An 18,351-nucleotide genomic window follows, 5' to 3' on the forward strand; every position below is an offset into this window, starting at 1 on the left:
GGCCGGCTCCGTCAGGCGGCACCTCGACGGAAGCCGGCGCTCCGCCGGAAGACCGCCGACAGGCTCGCTCCTCCGGTGCCCGCCACCGCGCAGCGCAGCACCAGCGGCCCGGAGTCCGAGAGCACCGTGATGCCGGCGCCGCCGCTCGCGAGCCGGTAGCCGTCCAGCGCCAGCGTCAGCTGGACGGTGGACGCCTTCCGGGTGGGGTCGGCGACGGCGACGGAGAGGTCGCCGCCGTTCTCCCGGAGCAGGACGGAGCAGGGGGCGGAGACGGTCAGCGGGCCGACGGTGCCGGGGGCGAAGAAGTTGGCGAGGGTGAGTCCGAGTCCGGGCGCGCTGATCGCCTGGGCGTCGGCCGTGTTGGCGAGCACGGTGGCCGTCGGGGCCGCCGCGCGGGCCGCCGCCTGGTCCGGGCCGGCCCCGGGCATCAGCACGTAGTGGTACGTCCCGTCGACGGGGTCGGTGCCGTGGTCGAGGCCGATCGACAGGTAGGTCCGGGTGATCGGGTCGGGCGCCCCGCCCCGGTTGATGTCGGCCCACGCCCCGGTCCGCCGTTCGCGGGCGAGGTCGAGGGTGGCGCCGTCGGGGAACACCCAGGCGCCCGACCCGGCGAGCGCCGCCCAGCGGACGCCGTCGGCCCGCCGGCTCCAGCCGGGGTCGGCGGGCTGGCGGACGCCGTCCAGCACGAACTCCCGGTCCTCGCGGGCCCCGAGGTTGCGGTGGTCGACGGTCGTGCGGACGGCGACGCCGTCGGTGCAGCCGATGCCCGCGCCGAGGCAGACGATCGAATCGTCCAGGCAGAACCAGGACTTGCGCCCGACCAGGGTGGAGCCGAGGCCCCGGACGTCCTGGCCGGCCACCGACCGGTCGCCGTCGCTCGCCCCGCCCGCCCAGGCGGTCGCCGGGCGGGCCTGGCCCCAGTCGCCACCGGCGCCGTCGGCCAGCGGGCGCGTCGACACGGTGGTGCCGGGCAGCCGGTAGGGGTCGGCGGTGGGCCAGAAGGAATCGCTGTACTGCTCGTCGCCCTGCTCGCCGCCGTACCAGTAGAGCATTCCGCTGCCGCTGTGCCAGGCCCGCAGGTTCTCGCCGTTCCCGCACTCGTAGAAGGCGGTCCGGGACGAGGACAGGCTGAGCTGCGCGCTCCAGCCGGGCCGGCGGTGGACGGCCCGGTCCATGGTGAACACCCGGCTGCCCGTGCCCTCGTCCGCCGCCCGGGTGCCGGAGTCCGCCAGAAGGGCCTGTGCGCGGGCGAGTTCGGGGATGTCGGCGAGGACGTTGGACAGGTAGGGGAGCACCTGGTCGCGCTGGAGGGAGCCCTTCACGGCGGCGCGCCAGGCCGCCGCCTGGGCCGTCGGCACCGACCCGGAGTCGGCCAGCCGCAGGACGTCCCCGAGCAGGGCGTGGCCGCGCACGTGGTCGTCCAGGCGGGCCCGCCGCGCGTCGCCGGCCTGCACGCCGCGGCTGACGGCGCGGCCCGAAACCCCGTCCATCACCAGGCCGTTGAACAGGAACGGCAGGAACCCCCGGTCCACGGCGGTGAAGACGTTGCGCAGCGCGGGGTCGGTGACGGCCCAGGGCGTACCGGCGAGCAGGCGCAGCAGCCGGCTCAGGCTGCCGAGCAGCACCTCACCATAACTGCCGGTGTACGGCACCCAGGTGTGCTGGACGAAGCTGCCGTCGGCGTAGATCCCGTCGCCGGTGGTCACGTAGCGGAACACCGGTGACAGCCCCCGCTGCGCGGCGGCGACCGGGGCCGCCGAGCGGCCGATGACACCGCGCAGCGCGAGCACCCGGCACAGGTCCACCCGGTTGGCCCCGGTGCTGGTACCGGTGTACTTGTCGACCACCGAGGACGGGACGAAGTGGTCCACGGCCGCACCGCACGCGGCCGCCCGTTCGGCCGTCAGGAGGTCGCCGAGCAGCACGCACACGTCCAGCAGGGCCTGGGGGGCGCCGATCTGCCAGTCCCACCAGTTCCCGTACGACGTGGTGGTGGCGGTGTAGGCGCGCTGGAGCACCCAGTCCAGGCCGGTCGCGACGGCGGCGCCGAGGCCGGGGTCGGCCGTCGAGCCGGTGGCCGGCCGGGTGAGGGCCAGGGCCATGAGCCGCAGCCGCCCGACCGTCGACGTGACGGCGGCGGAGGCGGAGCCGACCGGCAGGTCGGGCCAGAGCGACCCGGCCTGCGGGCTCAACGCGGCCTGGTGGCGCCGTGCCTGGTCGCCCAGCGCGGTGAGCGCGCGGGCGAACGGCGGCGCGGCCGGGTCGTACCCGGTGCCGGTCAGCTGCTCGGACCAGGCCTCGCGCATCGCGTCGTAGTTGTCGGCGGCCCGGGCCTCGGTTGGCCCGCCGAGCCACCACGCGGCCGCCGCGGCGGTGGCGGCGGCGCTGGTCCTGAGCAGTCCGCGCCTGCTCAGGACCGGTATCGCAGCCGGGTCACCGGTCTTCGTCCACGAGCTGTCCATCGGGCCGTCCTTCCTCGCGAACTCCCTTGTCTGACGGGAGAGTAAGCGCTTTCTATCGCGAGGACAACGCTTCCGGCACGGGCGCGTGACCGGAGTGCCTGCTACCCCACCGGCCCCGTCGACCCGCGGGGCACCAGCTCGGTGGCGAGGACGGCCCGCTGCGGCTCGGGGCCGGGGCGGTGCAGCGCGAGGCGCAGCGCCGTGCGGCCGAGGTCGAGGTGCGGGATGCGCACGGTGGTCAGGCCGGGCCTGAGGTCCTCGGCCCCGGGCAGGTCGTTGAAGCCGATCACCGAGACCTGTTCGGGCACGGAGATCCCGTGCTCCCGCAGGACCGTCAGCACGACGGCCGCCACGTCGTCGTCGTGCGCGAAGACCGCCGAGAAGTCCGGCGGGCCCTGGGCCAGGCGGCGGCGCAGCCAGGCCCGCGCGCCGTCCCGGGTGTGGCACCCCTCCACCGTCAATTCGGCCGGGCGGCGCAGGCCGTGGGCCGCCAGCGCGGCCTGGTACCCGGCGAGGCGCTCCCGGGTGGTGGTGGTCGCGGCCGGTCCGCCGAGGAAGAGGATCCGCCGGTGGCCCAGCGTCAGCAGGTGGTCGACGGCCGCCCGCGCGCCGCCCGCGTTGTCGTAGTGCACGGCCGTCAGCGGCAGTTCCTCCCCCGGGGCGGGCCGGCCGCAGAGCACCAGCCGGGAGCCGGCCGCGTCCAGGATGCCCGCCAGCCGGGCGATCCGGGTGCGGTACCCCGGGCTGTCCTCCACCCCGCCCACCAGCACGACGGCCTCCACGTCGCGCGCCCGCATCTCCTCGACCAGCGTCAGTTCGCGGTCGGGGTCGTCGTCGGTCGCCGCCACCAGGCAGAGGCAGCCCTCGTCCACCGCCTGCCGCTCCACGCCGTGCGCGACCCGGTTGTGGAAGGGCGCCGCGAGGTTGCCCAGCAGGATCGCCACCGTCCGGGACCGCCGGCCGGCCAGCGCCCGCGCCTGCGCGTTGACGACGTAGTCGAGGTCGCGCACCGCGCGCAGCACCCGCTCCCGGGTGGCCCCGGCCACCGGGTAGTCGCCCGCCAGCACGCGCGACACCGTCGCCATCGACACACCCGCCAGCGCCGCCACGTCGTTCACCGTGGGCCTGCCCCGCCGGGCTCTCCCCCCGTCGCTCACCGCTGTCCCCCCGGTCCCGACCGACTCCGCGCCCGGCCTTCGACGGCGGGCCGTGCCCCGAGGATACGGGCGGCTGCCGCCTCGCGTCCGCCGGGCTCAGGAACCGTCGTCAGGCGTCGGACGTCACTCCCCCTGCAGAACCGTTCGCGCAGGTCGCGGGCGGGTGGGAGCCGGAAGGGACGGGTGGGGAACGGTGACGCAGGTGACCGAGGTGACCGAGGTGGCGGACGGGGCCGTGGCCGACGTGGACGGAGCCGCGCCGCAGGGGCGGCGGGCGTTCGCGGTGGCCGGGTTCGCGTCGGGGCGGGGCGGGCGTTCGCGGGAGCGGGGGAAGGCGCTGCGCGGGCGGATTCCCCGGGAGCGGCACGCGGAGTTCTCCCCCGGGCCCGGGCGGCCGACGGCCGTCGAGGCGATCGAGGCGTCCAACGCGGGCCGGATCGCCGCGTTGGTGCCGATCCGGGTGGGGCGGATGGCCGCCACGCCGTTCGCGTTCCTGCGCGGTTCGGCCGGGCTGATGGCCGCCGACCTGGCGGGCACCCCGGCCACCGGGGTCGGCGCCCAGCTGTGCGGGGACGCGCACGCCGCCAACTTCGGGCTGTACGGGGACGCCCGCGGGCAACTGGTGATGGACATCAACGACTTCGACGAGACCGTGCCCGGCCCGTGGGAGTGGGACCTCAAGCGGCTGGCCGCGAGCCTGGTGCTGGCCGGCCGCGAGACCGGGGCCGACGAGACCACCGCCCGGGAGGCCGCCCGGCACGCGGCCGGCTCCTACCGCCGCACGATGCGCACGCTCGCCAAGCTGCCCGCGCTGGACGCCTGGAACGCCGTCGCGGACGAGCAGTTGGTCTCCTTCACCGAGGCGCACGACCTGGCCGAGGTGCTGCGCAAGGTCGGCGCGAAGGCGCTGGGCAACACCAGCGCCAGATTCGCCGCCCGCAGCACCACCCGTACGGCGGACGGCGGTCGGCGGTTCACGGCCGCTCCGCCGGTGCTCACCGAGGTGACCGACGCGACCGCGCGGGCCGTCGCGCAGTCGCTCGGCCCGTACGTGGCGACGGTGCCCGCCGAGGTGCGCACCCTGCTGTCCCGCTACCGGGTGCAGGACGTGGCGTTCCGGGTGGTGGGTACCGGCAGCGTCGGCACCCGCTCGTACGTGGTGCTGCTCACCGACCACCGGGACCAGCCGCTGGTGCTCCAGGTGAAGGAGGCCCGCCCGTCCGTGCTGCTGCCGTACCTGGAGCGCGCGGGCCACCCGGTGGCCGGTCAGGACGGCCACGAGGGCCGCCGGGTGGTGCTCGGGCAGAAGCACATGCAGGTGGTCAGCGACACCCTGCTGGGCTGGACGACGGTGGACGGACTCCCCTACCAGGTCCGGCAGTTCCGCAACCGCAAGGGCAGCGTCGACCCGGCCGCGCTGCTGCCGGGCCAACTGGACGACTACGCCCGGATCACCGGCGCCCTGCTGGCCCGGGCGCACGCGCACACCGCCGACCCCGGCCTGCTGGCCGGCTACTGCGGCAGGAGCGAGGCGCTGGACGAGGCGGTCGCGGCCTTCGCCGTCGCGTACGCGGACCGGACCGAGGCCGACCACGCCGACCTGGTCGCGGCGGTGCGCGCCGGCCGCCTGCCGGCCGAGTTCGGCGTCTGACCGGCGCGTTCCGCCCCGAGGCGTCCGCGTCAGGACGTCCGCGTCAGGACGTCCGCGTCAGAACGTCCGCGTCAGAACGTCCGCGTCAGGACGTCCGCGTCAGGCGGACAGGAACGGCGCCACCGCGGCGACGAACTCGGCGGGCCGGGCACTGTGCACGAGGTGCCCGGCCTCGATGGTGACCATCCGGCAGTCCGGGATCAGCCGGGCGAGCTCGGCGAGCCGCTCCTGCGGGACGTGGCTCGCCGAGCCGCCCGCGACCACCAGGGTGCGGGCGGTGATCCCGGCCATCCCCGCCAGCCAGGCCGGGTCGGGGGTGTCGACCTGCGTCTTGACGGCCTTCACCACGGCCCAGTCGAAGTGCACCGGCGCGTCCGGCGCGTCCGGCACCACACCGGCCGGGCGCGGGTGCGGTGCCGGGATGTCCTCCAGGACCAGCCGGCCGATCCGCTCCGGCCGGGCCTGGGCGACCAGGTAGCCGACCACGCCGCCCATCGAGTGGCCGACCAGGTCGACCCGCACCAGGCCGAGCGCGTCGAGGAAAGCGAGCACGTCGTCGCGCATCTCCTCCAGGCCGTACCGGGCGGTGCGGCCGCTGTCGCCGTGGCCACGCAGGTCGAGCGCGTACACGCGGTGCCCGGGGGCGAGGCCGGGCAGGACGACGTCCCAGTCCGTGGCGCGCTCCCCGAGGGCGTGCAGCAGCACCAGCGCCGGGCCGTCCGGCGGGCCGCTCTCGCGGTAGGCGAGCGCCACCTCGGGCAGGTCCACGATCCGGTTCTCGGTCATGCCCGCCACCGTAACTGCGGGCCTGCGCCGGACAGAACTCAGCGGACCGCTGTTCGCCCACGGCTCACCGCGACGGGCTCGCCGGCCGCCTCCCGGGCCGCCCGCCGGCTGGCGAACACCGAGGCCAGGACCGCGAGGGCGGCGACCGCCGCGCACACCACGCTGGTGGCCAGGTAGGCGGAGCGGTGGTCGCCGCCCCCGGCGGTCTGCCGCAGGTAGACGCCGGACAGCGCCGAGACCGCGACCGCCGCCGCGATCCGCTGCGCCATCTGCAGGATGGCCCCGCTCACCCCGGCCGCCTCGGCGGGCGCGTGGCGCAGCACGTACGCCTGGTTGGTGGCGCCCATCACGCCGATCGAGGCGCCGCCGAACAGTTGCAGCAGCGCCAGCAGCCAGGGCAGGACGGCGGCGGGCGCCCAGTGCGCGACCAGTCCGCTCGCCAGCATGACCAGGGCGGAGCCGATCATGCCCGCGGTGACGGTGCGCCGCCCGAAGCGCTGCACCACCCGCCAGGCCAGCGCGGAGGCGACGCCCATGGCCACCGCCGAGGGCAGCGCAACGAGTGCGGCGCCCATCGGGGAGAGCCCGAGGCCGTCCTGGAGGAACATGGTGAGCACCAGTCCGGCGGCGAGCGAGGAGCCGAACTGGGCCATCGCGGTCACGGTGCCGAGCGCGTACGACGCGGAGCGGGTGAGTGCCGGGTGGATCAGCGGGTGGCCGCCGGAGCGGGCGTAGCGGCGCTGCCACCAGGCGAGCGCGCCGAGCAGCAGGACGGCGACGGCGACGAAGGCCAACCAGCCGGTCCAGCCGGGCGGTTGGACGAACGGCAGCATCAGGGCGAGGGTGAGCGCGGCGACCAGCAGCAGGCCGACCAGGTCGAGGTCGGCGTGCCGGGCACTCGGGCGCGGCCTGGGCAGGTGACGCACCGCCAGCGCGACGGTGGCCAGTCCGAACGGCACGTTGAGCAGGAAGGTCAGCCGCCAGCCCTGCTCGGGGCCGGCCGCCGCCAGGACCGCGCCGCCGATCGGCGGGCCGAGCGCGAAGGCCAGGCCGCCCGTGACGGCGTACATGCCGAGGGCGCGGGCCCGCAGCTGGCCGTCGAACACGTCCTGGAGGGTGCCGATCATCTGCGAGTTGACGAGCCCGGCGCCCACGCCCTGGAGCAGCCGGGCGGCGATCAGCACCTCGGGCGCGGTGGCGGTCGCCGAGACCGGGCTGACCAGGGTGAACAGAGCGAGGCCGGTGACGAAGAGCCACTTGCGGCCCCTGACGTCGCCCAGCCGCCCGCCGGGGATCAGCGCCAGGCCGAAGGCGAGCGAGTAGCCGGCGACGATCCACTGGAGGTGGGCGGGCTGGGCGTGCAGGCTCTCGCGCAGGGCCGGGATGGAGGTGTTGAGGACGGACTGGTCGAGCAGCGTGGTGAAGCCGCCGGCGACGCAGACCAGCAGGACGCGGCGCCCGGCGGCGTCGAAGCGCTCGCGGGGCGCGGCGGCTATCCGGGTCTTCGGTCGCCTCACGGTTCCACCACCACCAGGGCGTACCGGGCGTCGTCCGGGCCGGGGGCGCGGAAGCGGCTGGTCCCGGAGACGTAGCGCAGGCAGTCGCCGGGGCCGAGCAGGTGCCGCTCGCCGTCGACGGTGAGCTCCAACACCCCCTCGAACACCCACAGGTGGTGCTCCAGGTCCGCCACGCAGGGGCGGTCGTAGGCGATGTCGGCGCCGGCGGGCAGCCGGCCCTCGACGATCTCGGCGCGCAGCGAGCCGTGCGGCGGGGAGACGGAGCGGCGGACGAAGCCGGTGGTCTCGTCCCGCCAGATCCGCTGGTCCGCGGCCCGCACCAGCCGGGCCGGCGCCGACTCGACCTCGGCGAGCAGCCGGGACATGGTCCGCCCGTAGACGGCGCAGAGCCGCCCGAGCAGCGCGGCGGTCGGGCTGACTTCGGCCCGTTCGACGCGCGACAGCGTGGAGCGGCTGACGTCCGCCAGCCGGGCCAGTTCCTCCAGCGTCCAGCCCCGTTCCAGTCTCAATTCGGCGAGCCGGTTGGCGAGCCGCTCGTCGGCGGCCGTCTCGATTCCCATATTCGCGATGCTATCCCGGATATGAGATCACTCCCAGGGGCGCGGGCTGCTGCGGGCGGGGCGTGGGGAAGGGCGGGCGGCGTGGACTCGGCCGGGACTGCGCGCCCCTGCGCTCCTCGCGCCCTCTCCCGTTCCTCCGGCTCCTCCGCCCCTTCGACTCCTCGGCTCCTCGGCTTCGGCTCCTCGGCCCGGGAGGGGCGGTGATCATATGATGTTCGGCGGATCAGGGCTGGTCAGCGGCCCACCGGCGAGGGGGAATCATGTTCGGCATCATCAGACCGTGCAAGCACCGGCTGTCCGAACGGCTTCAGGCATCGTGGCTGGCGCACCTGTGCGGGCTCTGCCTCGCGCTGCGCGACGACCACGGCCAACTCGCCCGCACCGCCACCAACTACGACGGCCTGATCATCTCGGTCCTGGTCGAGGCCCAGGCCGCCCGCGAGGACGCCTCCTGGCGGCGCACCGCCGGGCCCTGCCCGCTGCGCGGCATGCGCACCGCCTCCGTCGCCCGGGGCGAGGGCGCCCGGCTCGCCGCCGCCGTCTCGCTCGCCCTCGCCTCGGTCAAGATCCGCGACCACGTCGAGGACCGTGACGGCGTGTTCGGCCGCCGCCCGGTCGCCGTCGGGGCCCGCGCGGTCACCCGGCGGTGGGACCGGAAGAGTGCCGGCAGCGCCTCGGCGGTCGGCTTCGACACCGGCGTGCTGCTCGAAGCCGCCTCCCGGCAGGGCGAGTTGGAGCGGTCACTGCCGCCCGGCGGTTCCGTCCTGCTGGTCACCGAGCCCACCGAGACCGCCACCTCGGCCGCGTTCGCGCACACCGCCGTCCTCGCCGGGCGCCCCGGCAACGCCGCCCCGCTCGCCGAGGCCGGCCGGCTCTTCGGCCGGCTCGCCCACCTCCTCGACGCCGCCGAGGACCAGGCCGCCGACGCCGCCGGCGGCGCCTGGAACCCGCTGACCGCCACCGGCACCGACCGCGCCGAGGCCGAACGCCTGTGCCGCGACGCCGTCCACGGCATCCGGCTCGCGCTGCGCGAGGTCGAACTGACCGACCGGGCCCTGGTGCACCTGCTGCTCGCGCACGAGACCGAGCGGGCCGTCGAGCGGGTCTTCGGCCCGGCCGCCCACGCGGCCGCCTGCCGCACCCGGAACGCCGGACCCGTCGCCGACGGGTCCGCCCCCGACGGATCCGCGCACGCAACGACCGGCGGGCACCCGCACGCCGCCGCCGGGGAGCACCCGCACGACGCGCCGCCGCGCCAGGCGCCGCCCGGGCAGACCCCCGGTCAGGATCCCGGCCGGACCCCGCTCCCGCCATGGGTGCCCCAGGGCCCCGGCTTCACCCCGATCGGCAGCAAGCCGACGCGACCGCGCAACCTCCTGGCCGGCTGCGCGGTGTGGGCGCTGATGGCCTGCACCTGCCAGTTGCTCTGCTGCGACCACAACGACCCGTTCAGCCGGGAGCGCCGGGAGGGCTGGTGCCAGCGGCACGACTGCGACTGCTGCGACCCTTGCAACTGCTGCAACGGTTGCGATGGCTGCGACGGTTGCAGCTGTTGTGACGGCTGCGACTGCTGTGACTGCAGCTGCTGACGTGCCGTACCGTCAGCGGTCCGGATTCCACCGTGCCGCCGGCGACAGCGGCGACGCCGTCACCTGATCGACCGCCACCGGCCCGGAGCGCCCCCGCGGCGCCCCGGGCCGGTCCGCCGGCCCGTACGACTCACCGCGCCGCCAGAGCGGCAGCACCACCACCGGGCGCCGCTCCGGCCCGTCAGGCATCGGACCCGGCCGCCGCCCGGCGCCTCGCCCGGTCCGCCGTCCGGTCCGCCGCCAGCGAGTTCTCCAAGCGCGCCAGCAACTCCCGGAACCGCTCGGTGTCCTGCTCCGTCATCCGCCCCTCGGGCGCCGCCCCCGGCCACTCGGCCGTTATCTCGTTCATGAGTCCGACGTTACGCCCCGACGATCAACAGGCGATAAATGCGGAACGCACGCCTACGGGTGCGGCGGTGAACGGAGCCGGTCCTCTTGGCGCGCGCGGGGGTTGGTGGTTCACTTCTCATGTTAGGCAACTTTCCTAACACGGCACCAGTGCTCGACCGCCTCCCCCGCGAGAGGACCAGATCCCCATGGGCCGTAGCCGCACCAGGACACTGATCGCCGCGGCGGCACTCGCCGCCCTGCTCCCGCTCGCCTCCGCACCCGCCGAGGCCGCCGCACCCGCCGCGCACGGCGCCCGGGCCGCCTTCCGGCACCCCGGCGTGCTGGTCGGCGACCAGCAACTCGCCTTCCTCAAGGGCAAGCTGGCGGCCGGGGCCGAACCCTGGACGTCCGCCTTCGCCGACCTCCGGTCGAGCACGTACGCCTCGTTGGACTGGCGGCCCCGGCCGCGCGCGAACGTCGAGTGCGGGTCCCGCTCCCACCCCGACAACGGCTGTTCGGACGAGCGCAACGACGCGATGGCCGCCTACGCCCACGCCCTGCAGTGGGTGCTCACCCGCGACCAGCGGTACGCCGACAAGGCGATCGAGATCATGGACGCCTGGTCGGCCGTGATCCAGGAGCACACCAACAGCAACGCCCCGCTGCAGACCGGCTGGTCGGGCAACAACTGGTCCCGGGCCGCCGAGTTGATCCGCCACTCCGGGGCGGGCTGGCCGACCGCCTCGATCGACCGCTTCGCCACCATGCTGCGCACCGTCTACGTGCCGCTGCTGTCGCCCGGCAGCCCGCGCAAGAACGGCAACTGGGAGCTGATCGAGACCGACGCCCTGATGGGCATCGCGGTCTTCCTCGACGACCGCGGCCTGTTCGACCAGGCGGCAGGAATGTGGCGCAAGCGCCTGCCCGCCTACGTCTACCTGTCCTCCGACGGCACCCTGCCGGTGCCGCCGCCCAAAGCCGGGATCGAGGGCAAGACCGCGCTGGTGAAGTACTGGTCCGGCCAGTCGACCTTCGTGGACGGGCTGTCGCAGGAGACCTGCCGCGACTTCGGGCACACCGGCTGGGGTCTGGAGGCCGCCGCCCAGACCGCCGAGACCGCCCGGCTCCAGGGCCTCGACCTGTGGGGCGAGGGACGCGAACGGCTGGTCAAGGCCCTGGAGTTCCACACCGTGTACGAGAACGGCGCGAAAGTTCCGAACTGGCTCTGCGACGGCTCGCCGAAGACCGGTCTCGGCCCGGCCGTCCAGCTCGCGTACAACGAGTACCACCTGCGCGAGGGCGTGGCGATGCCGCAGACCGGGCGGTACGTGGCCGCGCGCAGCCCGTTCGGGGCCGACCACTTCATCGGCTGGGAGACCCTGACCCACACCAGCGCGCCCTGACGGCGCGGGCGGGAAGCGGCGGTTCCGGGAGTGCACCCGCCCGGGGCCGCCGTTTCGGCCGCGCCCTTCCCGGGAACGCCCGTTCCGCGCGGCTCACCCCTCGGGGAACAGGCCCTCCAGGACGGTGGCCACCCCGTCCTCGTCGTTGCTGCCGATGACGTGGTCCACCGTGGCCAGCACCTCCGGGTGGGCGTTGGCGACACCGTACGAGGTGCCCGCCCAGGCCATCATCGGCAGGTCGTTGGGCATGTCGCCGAACGCGACCGCCTGCTCGCGGGTGATCCCGCGCCGCCGCGCCAGGTCGCCGAGCGCGGAGGCCTTGCTGACGCCCTTCGCGACGGCCTCGACCAGCCGCTCGCCGTTCGCGTGGTAGACCGTCACCAGCTCGCCGAGCACCGGGCGGGCCAGCGCCAGCAGCTCGTCCGCGGACAGCTCCGGGTGACGGCCGATCAGCTTGGGCGCCGGGCGACCGAACAGCCGTGCGTCGTCGAGGCGTTGCACGGTGGTGTCGGCGTCCCAGGCGCCCGCCTCGTAGTGCGCGTCCCCGGCCAGCTCCTGGGCGTACTCGACGGCCAGCCCGATCCCCGGCACGGCCTCGCGCAGCCGCCGGGCGCTCTCGCCGAGCACGTCGACCGGGATCGGGTTCTCGGCGATCACCGCGCGGGTGCGCATGTCGTAGCCGAATGCGCCGTTGGAGCAGATCGCCACGCCCCGGTGGCCGAAGGCGGCCGCGATCTCGCCCATCAGGCGCGGCGGGCGGCCGGTGACCAGGACGACGAGCCCGCCGGCCCGTTCGACCCGGGCGAGCGCGGCGACGGTGCGGGCCGAGACGGTGCGGTCGCCGCGCACGATCGTCCCGTCGAGGTCGGTGGCCACCAGGCGCGGCGGCCGTATCGGGGTGACGGTGGGTGGGGTGGTGCTCGGGAGGCTCATGGGTCGGTGCTCCGTGCTGGTCGGGGTTTCGGTGGGAGCGGCCGGGCGCGGAGGCGTGTGCGGTACGCGCGCGTACGGCGCGGGCGGTGCGCACGCGGCGTGTGTGTGCACGCGGGGCGCCCGATTCGGTGGTGCAGGGAGCTCGCGGGCCGGGCCCGGCGGTGGCCGGGCGGACGGTCGCCAGACGCTCGGACGGTATCACCGGCGCGGCCCGTTCGGCGGCTGACGGGTGCCCTACGATCGACCGAATGAGCACAGCAGGACGGACTACGGCCACGGACGGGGCGCCGCAGCCCGTCACCCTCGCCCCACTGTCAGGGCCTGGACAACAGCCGTGGAACCGGCAGCGGCTCCGGAGCAACAACGAGTGGCTCCTGCTGGAGCGGCTGCGCTGCCACGGCCCGCTCTCCCGGGCCCAACTCGCCCGCGACACCGGGCTGTCCAAGCCGACCGTCTCCACCGCACTGGCCACCCTCGAACTCGCCGGACTCGCCCGCGAGGCCGGCAGGTTCGCCCCCGAGCGCGGCCGCACCGCCGTCCTGTACGAGACCGACCCGGCCGCCGGGCACGTCCTCGGGCTCGACATCGGCCGGGCCCGGCTGCGGGTCGCCGTCGCCGACCTGTCCGGATGCGTCGTCGCCCGCCGCGACCTGCCCAACCGCGGCCGCTCGGCCGACGCCGTCGCCGACGCCGTCGTCGCGGCCGCCCGCGAGGCCCTCGCCGAGGCGGGCCTGCCCGGCACCGCCGTCGCCCACACCGTGGCCGGCACGCCCGGGGTCTGGGACGAGCGCAGACGCAGCGTCAGGCTCGCCGCCAGCCTGCCCGGCTGGGGCCGCCCCGGCCTGTTCGACCGAATAGCCGACGGCCTGGGCACCACCGTCACCGTCGCCAACGACGCCAACCTCGCCGCCGTCGGCGAGTACACCTACGGCGCGGGCGCGGGCAGCCGGCTCTTCGTCTACCTGCTGGTCGGCACCGGACTCGGCCTGGGCGTGGTCAAGGACGGCGAACTGCTGACGGGGGCGCACGGCGCGGCCGGGGAACTCGGGCTGCTGCGACTGCCGGGCTGCGCCTCCGCCACTGCCACTGCGACCACCGGCACCGGCACCACCCTGGAGGAGACCGTCTCGGCCGATGCCGTGGTGCGCACCGCCCTCGACCTCGGGATGCGGCGGCCGCTCACCGCCGAGAAGGTGTTCACCCGGGCCCGGCTCGGCGAGCCCGCCGCGGTCGAGGCCGTCCGGCAGGAGGTGGACCGCCTGGGCTACGTCCTCGCCGTCGTCGCCGCGCTGCTCGACCCGGACGTGGTCGTCCTCGGCGGCGGCATCGGGCGCAGCGCCGACCTGCTGCTGCGCCCGTTGGAGCAGGCCCTGTACGAGCGTTCCCCGCTGCGGCCCCGGCTGGAGCCGAGCCGGCTGGGCCAGGACGCCGTCCTGCTGGGCGCCGTCGCCACCGCCCTGGAGGCGGCCCGCCCCGAGGTCTTCGAGCGGCGCACGGCCCCCGTCCCGGGCTGACGGCCCCGCGGTCCGTCAGGCGCGGGCGGACAGGGCGGCGTCCAGCAGCACGCGGGCGGCCGCCTTGGCGTCGGCGGCGGCGCTCGGGTCGCCGTGCACGGCGGCGGTGGTCATCGCCCCCTCGGCGAGCAGCGCCAGCTGGGCGGCGGTGGCGGGCGGGGCGCCGGCGGCCTCGGCCAGGCAGACGAGGTAGGCGTTGAACTCCTCCTTGTGCTGCCGGGCGGCCGCCGCGACCGCCGGTGAGACGGTGCCCAGCTCGCCGAAGGAGTTGACGAACGCGCAGCCCCGGAAGCCGGGTTCGGCGAACCAGCGGCCGAGCCAGTCGAAGACGGCGAGCAGCTGGTCGCGCGGCAGCGTGGCGGCGCCGGCCACGTAGGCGGCGAGGTTCGCCCGCCAGCGCCCGTCCCGGCGCCGCAGGTACGCCTCGACCAGGTCGCCCTTGGACGGGAACTGCTGGTAGAGCCGGCGCATCGTCAGGCCGGAGGCCGCCCGGACGGCGTCCATGCCGACCGCCTGGATGCCCTGACCGTAGAACAGCTCCTCGGCCGCGTCGAGGATCAGGCCCCGCGGGTCGTGCTGGTCCATCTGCCGTGCCCTTTGCGTGAGAACGATGGTTCTCCTAGGGTAGCCGCTACAGCGAGAACGATCGTTCTCACCGTCGGCTCCGCCATGCCCGAGGAGACCCCGTGACCGAACAGCGCCCTCCCCTGCCCCCGTTCACCCCGGAGACCGCCCGCCGAAAGGTCCGCGCCGCCGAAGACGCCTGGAACACCCGCGACCCCCACCGTGTCGCCCTCGCCTACACACCCGACAGCCGGTGGCGCAACCGCACCGAGTTCCTCACCGGACGCGAGCGGATCGCCGACTTCCTCACCCGCAAGTGGCACCGCGAACTCGACTACCGCCTCGTCAAGGAGCTGTGGGCGCACGACGGCGACCGCATCGCCGTCCGCTTCGCCTACGAGTGGCACGACGACTCCGGCCAGTGGTACCGCTCCTACGGCAACGAGAACTGGGAGTTCGACCGCGACGGCCTGATGGCGCACCGCCACGCCGCCATCAACGACCTGCCGATCGCCGCCGCCGAACGCCTCTTCCACTGGCCGCTCGGCCGGCGCCCCGACGACCACCCCGGCCTCACCGCCCTCGGACTCTGACCCGGCGCCAGAATCCGGTCCCGGCACGGCACGACACGACAGGCAGAGGCGGCCGGGGCGGCCGTTGTTCCACGACCGTGACACGGCTCGCACCGGCCGCTGAACTCCCCCTGGGATGCTCCTCCTCGAACGCGAACCGCACCCGAGGGGGGACCTGGAATGTCCGTGCGCAACAGATTCGGCACCACCGCCGCGCTCGCCGTGATGACCACCGTCGGCGCCGTCCTGCTCTCCGCCTGCGGCCCCGACAACGCCGGCTCGGACGCCGCCACCCCCGGCAGCGCGGCGCCCGGCGCCACCGCTCAGGGGGCTCCTGCCCCGGGCGGCTCCGCCCGCCCGAGCACCCCCGCGCCGAGCACCCCCGCGCCCGGCACCAAGGAGGTCAACGGCACCAGCGCCGCCAACCACCTGACCGTCAGCACCGGCACCCGGGCCGTCGCGATGAACGGCACCACCGTCGACTTCGGCACCGTCGTCCGCGACCTCGTCTGGTCCCCCGACGGCAAGCGGGCGGCCTTCATCAACGGCAACGGCGACCTCGTCGTCGCCGACCCCGACGGCGGCGCGAAGGTCACCCTCGCCACGGCCCCCGGCGGCGAGGCCTGGTCCCACCCCACCTGGCAGCACGCCGCGCAGGGCCCCAGCGACCTCCCCGAATCCGCCGAACGCTTCGACACCATCGTCTTCGCCGCCGCCAAGGGCGGCGTCCTGCGCCTGGAGAAGATCCCCACCAAGGCCGTCGGCGGCACCCCCGAGGTGCTCACCCCGCACACCTCCCTGGACGGCAACGCGAACATGCCGCAGCCGCCGCAGACCGGCAACACCTGGGCCGACGCCGGTGGCCGGCACGGCGAGATCGTCTATGCCAACACCCCCGCCGACGAGGTCTACCTCTACGACGACTACATCCGCCCCGCCACCCGCGACCTGGGCCAGGGCTCCCAGCCGGCCCTCTCCCCCGACGGCGAGCACGTCGTGTTCGTCCGCTCCGTCGACGGGCACGACCACCTGTTCACCCGCTCCAGCCGGATCGACCAGAAGGACGAGAAGGACCTCACCCCCGCCGCCGCCACCGACTACACCGAACCCGCGTGGTCCCCCGACGGCAGGACCATCGCGGCCCGCACCCCCGACGGCGTCAGCACCCTCCCCGCCGACGGCTCCGCCGCCCCGGCCCCGGTCTCCACCGTCAAGGGCCTTCCCTCCTACCGGCCGTGAGCCCCCGGAACAACGTGAGCAGCTGACGGCGGAGGGGGCGCGGCAGCTGGCGCGCCCCCTCCGCCGTCGGGCGCTCAGGAGATGCAGGAGATCGTCAGCCTGATGCTGGGGGGCGGGGGCGGCGAGTCGAGGTAGGGGGCGATCCAGACGATGATGCCCCTGCCTCCGTCACTGTCCCTCCACTGCCACCGCTGGTTCGCGCCGAGCCGGGTGCCGTCGCCGTTGGTGATGATCCAGTCGTTGTCCGGGTGCAGGCCCTCGGGGCAGATGGCGGTGACGCCGCTCGGGGAGCCGGTGGCGGACACGGTCTCGGGCAGGTTGTCGGCCTGGGCGGGGCCGGCGAGGGTGGCTGTCAGTGCCACCGCCGCCAGGCCTGCGCCGGCGAGTCGTCCGGGGCGCATGGATGTCCTCTCGTCGAGCGGCCCCTCGGATGGGGGCCGAGCGGTCACATCCGTTGCCACGGCGCCGCATCCGCACGCCCATCGCGCCGCACTCCACTCTTCCGCGCCGGGTGAGGGCGCGCCGGCGGCCTTGGGCGCAGGACAGCCGGGACGGGCGGACGTGGCCCATTGAACCCGGGCGGCCCGATCATCCGTCCTTCACAAGGGGCTTGAGGAATCGCCCGCACGGGTTCGGGCCGGCGCACCGCAGGCGTCAGGCCTACGCAAGGGATGCGTATGGATCGAGACAAAGTGGCACTGATCAGCTGACCGGAATGCCATATTTTGTCCCGCCCATCACAGAACTCGCAAGGAGAGCACGTGCGTTCGACGAAGAAGCTGTCGGCCCTGGCCGCAGGGATGAGTGCCGTGGCCGTCCTGGGTCTGGCAGGGCCCGCGATGGCCGACGGCTCGTACGACCCGGCCCAGGAGAACTGCAACGCCGCCAACACGGTGACTCCCGGCTCGACCAGCCTGGTGTGGTGCATCCAGGCGGCGCAGCACACCTCGGAGGCCAAGAACCGGGCCCGCGGCGAGTTCGTCCAGGACACGCTCGACATGCTGATCAAGGCGACCGGCGGCAGCTACAACATCATGGTCTTCGACATCAAGGGCGACAACGCCTTCGGAGACCCCTGGTACGTCCACAACTACGAGCAGAGCTTCCAGAACGTCGCCTTCACGTACGACATCGACTACCACGACCAGACCTCGCGCGAGGACCAGACCTACCGGATCTGGATCTTCTCCGGCGGCGGCAGCTTCGCCAACGGCTTCGACGGCGGCTGGGGCAACTGGGGGTTCTACGGCCTCTTCAACCGGACCACCCGCGAGCACACCTGGACGTACCCGAGGGGCACGGGCAGCGCCGGCCAGCATTACAACCACACCGACGGCGTCGTGAACTTCTCCCCGATGCCGTTCCCCGGCGTACCGAGGGACCCGGGCACTCCCGCGCCGGGCGGGCTGCCGGCCACCCAGATCGTCCCCGCGATGCCGAAGGACCCCGGCACGCCGTACGACCCCGGGGTGCCCGCCACGCCGGCCAAGCCTCCCCACACCGGCAAGCCCGGCGATCCGGCCGAGCCCGGCACCAAGCCCGGCACCGGCACCCCCACCGGCTCCGGCCGGCCCGCGCTCAACACGCCCGTGCACCTGCGGACCGTCAACAACCTCGGCGCCGTCGCCACCGGCTCCGGCGAGGGCGCCTCGGTGATCGCCGGGAAGCCGGGCGACGCGGGCGGCACCTGGACGTTCCGCGACGCGGGCGGCGGCCGCTACCGGATCACCAACGCGCTCGGGCGGGACCTCACCGAGAACACCGGCACCTACTTCGCCAACACCAAGGGGTGGAAGGGCTCTTCGGAGCAGAAGTGGGAGGTCAAGAACGTCTCGGGCGACCGGTACGTGATCCGGATCAGCGACCAGGACTGCCTGACCTACCACGAGGACGGCAAGGAGCTCGGGGTGTGGACCTGCGACGGCTCCGCCGAGCAGCAGTGGACCGTCACCCGCTGACCGTCGCGGCGGGCCCCCCCCCCGCCCCCGGGGGGGGGGGCGCCCGGGCCCTCGCTCCCCCCCCCGGCGGTTTCGCCCCCCCCGGGGGGGGGGGGGGCGCCCCGGCGCCGCCTCTC

Annotated in this window: 16 protein-coding genes; 7 read left to right on the forward strand and 9 right to left on the reverse strand. The window is 75.0% G+C overall.

Translation table 11 applies throughout. The annotated features are described in order from the left end of the window. Positions 1-11: 11 nt before the first annotated feature. Positions 12-2,462: a polysaccharide lyase 8 family protein gene (locus ACFWPT_RS17710; RefSeq protein ID WP_380482614.1), complete on the reverse strand. Its 2,451-nt coding sequence runs from the start codon at positions 2,460-2,462 to the stop codon at positions 12-14. 101 nt (positions 2,463-2,563) lie between these two features. Further along, entirely contained in the window at positions 2,564-3,580 is a 1,017-nt protein-coding gene (locus ACFWPT_RS17715) for a LacI family DNA-binding transcriptional regulator (protein ID WP_380482617.1), read from the reverse strand. A gap of 250 nt (positions 3,581-3,830) precedes the next feature. On the opposite strand from ACFWPT_RS17715, the gene ACFWPT_RS17720 reads away from it, so the two are divergent. Then, positions 3,831-5,270, forward strand: coding sequence for a DUF2252 domain-containing protein (locus ACFWPT_RS17720; RefSeq protein ID WP_380482656.1), 1,440 nt, complete (start codon positions 3,831-3,833; stop codon positions 5,268-5,270). Between the two features lie 99 nt (positions 5,271-5,369). On the opposite strand, the gene ACFWPT_RS17725 is transcribed toward ACFWPT_RS17720, so the two are convergent. Genes ACFWPT_RS17725 through ACFWPT_RS17735 form a run of 3 tightly spaced genes read right to left on the reverse strand, consistent with a single transcriptional unit; the run spans position 5,370 to position 8,133 of the window. Then, complete coding sequence (locus tag ACFWPT_RS17725) at positions 5,370-6,056, reverse strand: alpha/beta fold hydrolase (protein WP_380482620.1); 687 nt, start codon at positions 6,054-6,056, stop codon at positions 5,370-5,372. A gap of 38 nt (positions 6,057-6,094) precedes the next feature. Then, the gene (locus tag ACFWPT_RS17730) at positions 6,095-7,573 is read right to left on the reverse strand and encodes an MFS transporter (protein ID WP_380482622.1); all 1,479 of its coding nucleotides are present in this window, start codon (positions 7,571-7,573) and stop codon (positions 6,095-6,097) included. Next, positions 7,570-8,133 carry a helix-turn-helix domain-containing protein gene (locus tag ACFWPT_RS17735; RefSeq protein WP_063350572.1) on the reverse strand — a complete coding sequence of 188 codons (564 nt, stop codon included), beginning with the start codon at positions 8,131-8,133 and terminating at the stop codon, positions 7,570-7,572. Before ACFWPT_RS17735 ends, ACFWPT_RS17730 begins: the two co-directional genes overlap by 4 nt. A 260-nt stretch (positions 8,134-8,393) precedes the next feature. Here ACFWPT_RS17735 and ACFWPT_RS17740 point away from each other — a divergent pair, with 260 nt between their 5' ends. Further along, positions 8,394-9,722, forward strand: coding sequence for a DUF5685 family protein (locus ACFWPT_RS17740; protein ID WP_380482626.1), 1,329 nt, complete (start codon positions 8,394-8,396; stop codon positions 9,720-9,722). Positions 9,723-9,903: 181 nt separating this feature from the next. On the opposite strand, the gene ACFWPT_RS17745 is transcribed toward ACFWPT_RS17740, so the two are convergent. Continuing rightward, positions 9,904-10,071 carry a hypothetical protein gene (locus ACFWPT_RS17745; RefSeq protein WP_159398569.1) on the reverse strand — a complete coding sequence of 56 codons (168 nt, stop codon included), beginning with the start codon at positions 10,069-10,071 and terminating at the stop codon, positions 9,904-9,906. 187 nt (positions 10,072-10,258) lie between these two features. On the opposite strand from ACFWPT_RS17745, the gene ACFWPT_RS17750 reads away from it, so the two are divergent. Next, positions 10,259-11,455, forward strand: coding sequence for an alginate lyase family protein (locus ACFWPT_RS17750; RefSeq protein ID WP_380482628.1), 1,197 nt, complete (start codon positions 10,259-10,261; stop codon positions 11,453-11,455). Positions 11,456-11,548: 93 nt separating this feature from the next. On the opposite strand, the gene ACFWPT_RS17755 is transcribed toward ACFWPT_RS17750, so the two are convergent. Then, positions 11,549-12,388 carry an HAD family hydrolase gene (locus ACFWPT_RS17755; protein WP_363373571.1) on the reverse strand — a complete coding sequence of 280 codons (840 nt, stop codon included), beginning with the start codon at positions 12,386-12,388 and terminating at the stop codon, positions 11,549-11,551. Between the two features lie 248 nt (positions 12,389-12,636). Here ACFWPT_RS17755 and ACFWPT_RS17760 point away from each other — a divergent pair, with 248 nt between their 5' ends. Next, positions 12,637-13,902 (forward strand): ROK family protein, encoded by a 1,266-nt coding sequence (locus ACFWPT_RS17760; protein WP_380482630.1) that lies wholly within the window; start codon positions 12,637-12,639, stop codon positions 13,900-13,902. 15 nt (positions 13,903-13,917) lie between these two features. Here ACFWPT_RS17760 and ACFWPT_RS17765 read toward each other — a convergent pair whose 3' ends face one another. After that, positions 13,918-14,487, reverse strand: a complete 570-nt coding sequence (locus ACFWPT_RS17765; RefSeq protein ID WP_380482633.1) for a TetR/AcrR family transcriptional regulator — start codon at positions 14,485-14,487, stop codon at positions 13,918-13,920. 101 nt (positions 14,488-14,588) lie between these two features. Here ACFWPT_RS17765 and ACFWPT_RS17770 point away from each other — a divergent pair, with 101 nt between their 5' ends. Together ACFWPT_RS17770 and ACFWPT_RS17775 are read left to right on the forward strand one after the other, a co-directional pair. Beyond that, a complete protein-coding gene (locus ACFWPT_RS17770) occupies positions 14,589-15,059 on the forward strand; it encodes a DUF1348 family protein (protein ID WP_380339394.1) in 471 nt (156 codons plus the stop codon). Between the two features lie 159 nt (positions 15,060-15,218). Beyond that, positions 15,219-16,277 carry a hypothetical protein gene (locus ACFWPT_RS17775; RefSeq protein WP_380482636.1) on the forward strand — a complete coding sequence of 353 codons (1,059 nt, stop codon included), beginning with the start codon at positions 15,219-15,221 and terminating at the stop codon, positions 16,275-16,277. Positions 16,278-16,351: 74 nt separating this feature from the next. Here ACFWPT_RS17775 and ACFWPT_RS17780 read toward each other — a convergent pair whose 3' ends face one another. Next, positions 16,352-16,678: a hypothetical protein gene (locus ACFWPT_RS17780; RefSeq protein WP_063350564.1), complete on the reverse strand. Its 327-nt coding sequence runs from the start codon at positions 16,676-16,678 to the stop codon at positions 16,352-16,354. Positions 16,679-17,038: 360 nt separating this feature from the next. Between ACFWPT_RS17780 and ACFWPT_RS17785 the strand changes: the two genes are divergently transcribed. Further along, a complete protein-coding gene (locus ACFWPT_RS17785; RefSeq protein WP_380482639.1) occupies positions 17,039-18,235 on the forward strand; it encodes a hypothetical protein in 1,197 nt (398 codons plus the stop codon). Positions 18,236-18,351 lie beyond the last annotated feature (116 nt).

It is taken from the genome of Kitasatospora sp. NPDC058478, from assembly GCF_042720345.1.
Taxonomy (GTDB): Bacteria; Actinomycetota; Actinomycetes; order Streptomycetales; family Streptomycetaceae; genus Kitasatospora.

Excerpts from the sequence above, each read along its gene's own strand:
- ACFWPT_RS17710 (WP_380482614.1), bottom strand. The coding sequence starts at position 2,462 with ATGGACAGCTCGTGGACGAAGACCGGTGACCCGGCTGCGATACCGGTC.
- ACFWPT_RS17725 (WP_380482620.1), bottom strand. The coding sequence starts at position 6,056 with ATGACCGAGAACCGGATCGTGGACCTGCCCGAGGTGGCGCTCGCCTAC.
- ACFWPT_RS17735 (WP_063350572.1), bottom strand. The coding sequence starts at position 8,133 with ATGGGAATCGAGACGGCCGCCGACGAGCGGCTCGCCAACCGGCTCGCC.
- ACFWPT_RS17740 (WP_380482626.1), top strand. The coding sequence starts at position 8,394 with ATGTTCGGCATCATCAGACCGTGCAAGCACCGGCTGTCCGAACGGCTT.
- ACFWPT_RS17745 (WP_159398569.1), bottom strand. The coding sequence starts at position 10,071 with ATGAACGAGATAACGGCCGAGTGGCCGGGGGCGGCGCCCGAGGGGCGG.
- ACFWPT_RS17750 (WP_380482628.1), top strand. The coding sequence starts at position 10,259 with ATGGGCCGTAGCCGCACCAGGACACTGATCGCCGCGGCGGCACTCGCC.
- ACFWPT_RS17755 (WP_363373571.1), bottom strand. The coding sequence starts at position 12,388 with ATGAGCCTCCCGAGCACCACCCCACCCACCGTCACCCCGATACGGCCG.
- ACFWPT_RS17760 (WP_380482630.1), top strand. The coding sequence starts at position 12,637 with ATGAGCACAGCAGGACGGACTACGGCCACGGACGGGGCGCCGCAGCCC.
- ACFWPT_RS17765 (WP_380482633.1), bottom strand. The coding sequence starts at position 14,487 with ATGGACCAGCACGACCCGCGGGGCCTGATCCTCGACGCGGCCGAGGAG.
- ACFWPT_RS17775 (WP_380482636.1), top strand. The coding sequence starts at position 15,219 with ATGTCCGTGCGCAACAGATTCGGCACCACCGCCGCGCTCGCCGTGATG.
- ACFWPT_RS17780 (WP_063350564.1), bottom strand. The coding sequence starts at position 16,678 with ATGCGCCCCGGACGACTCGCCGGCGCAGGCCTGGCGGCGGTGGCACTG.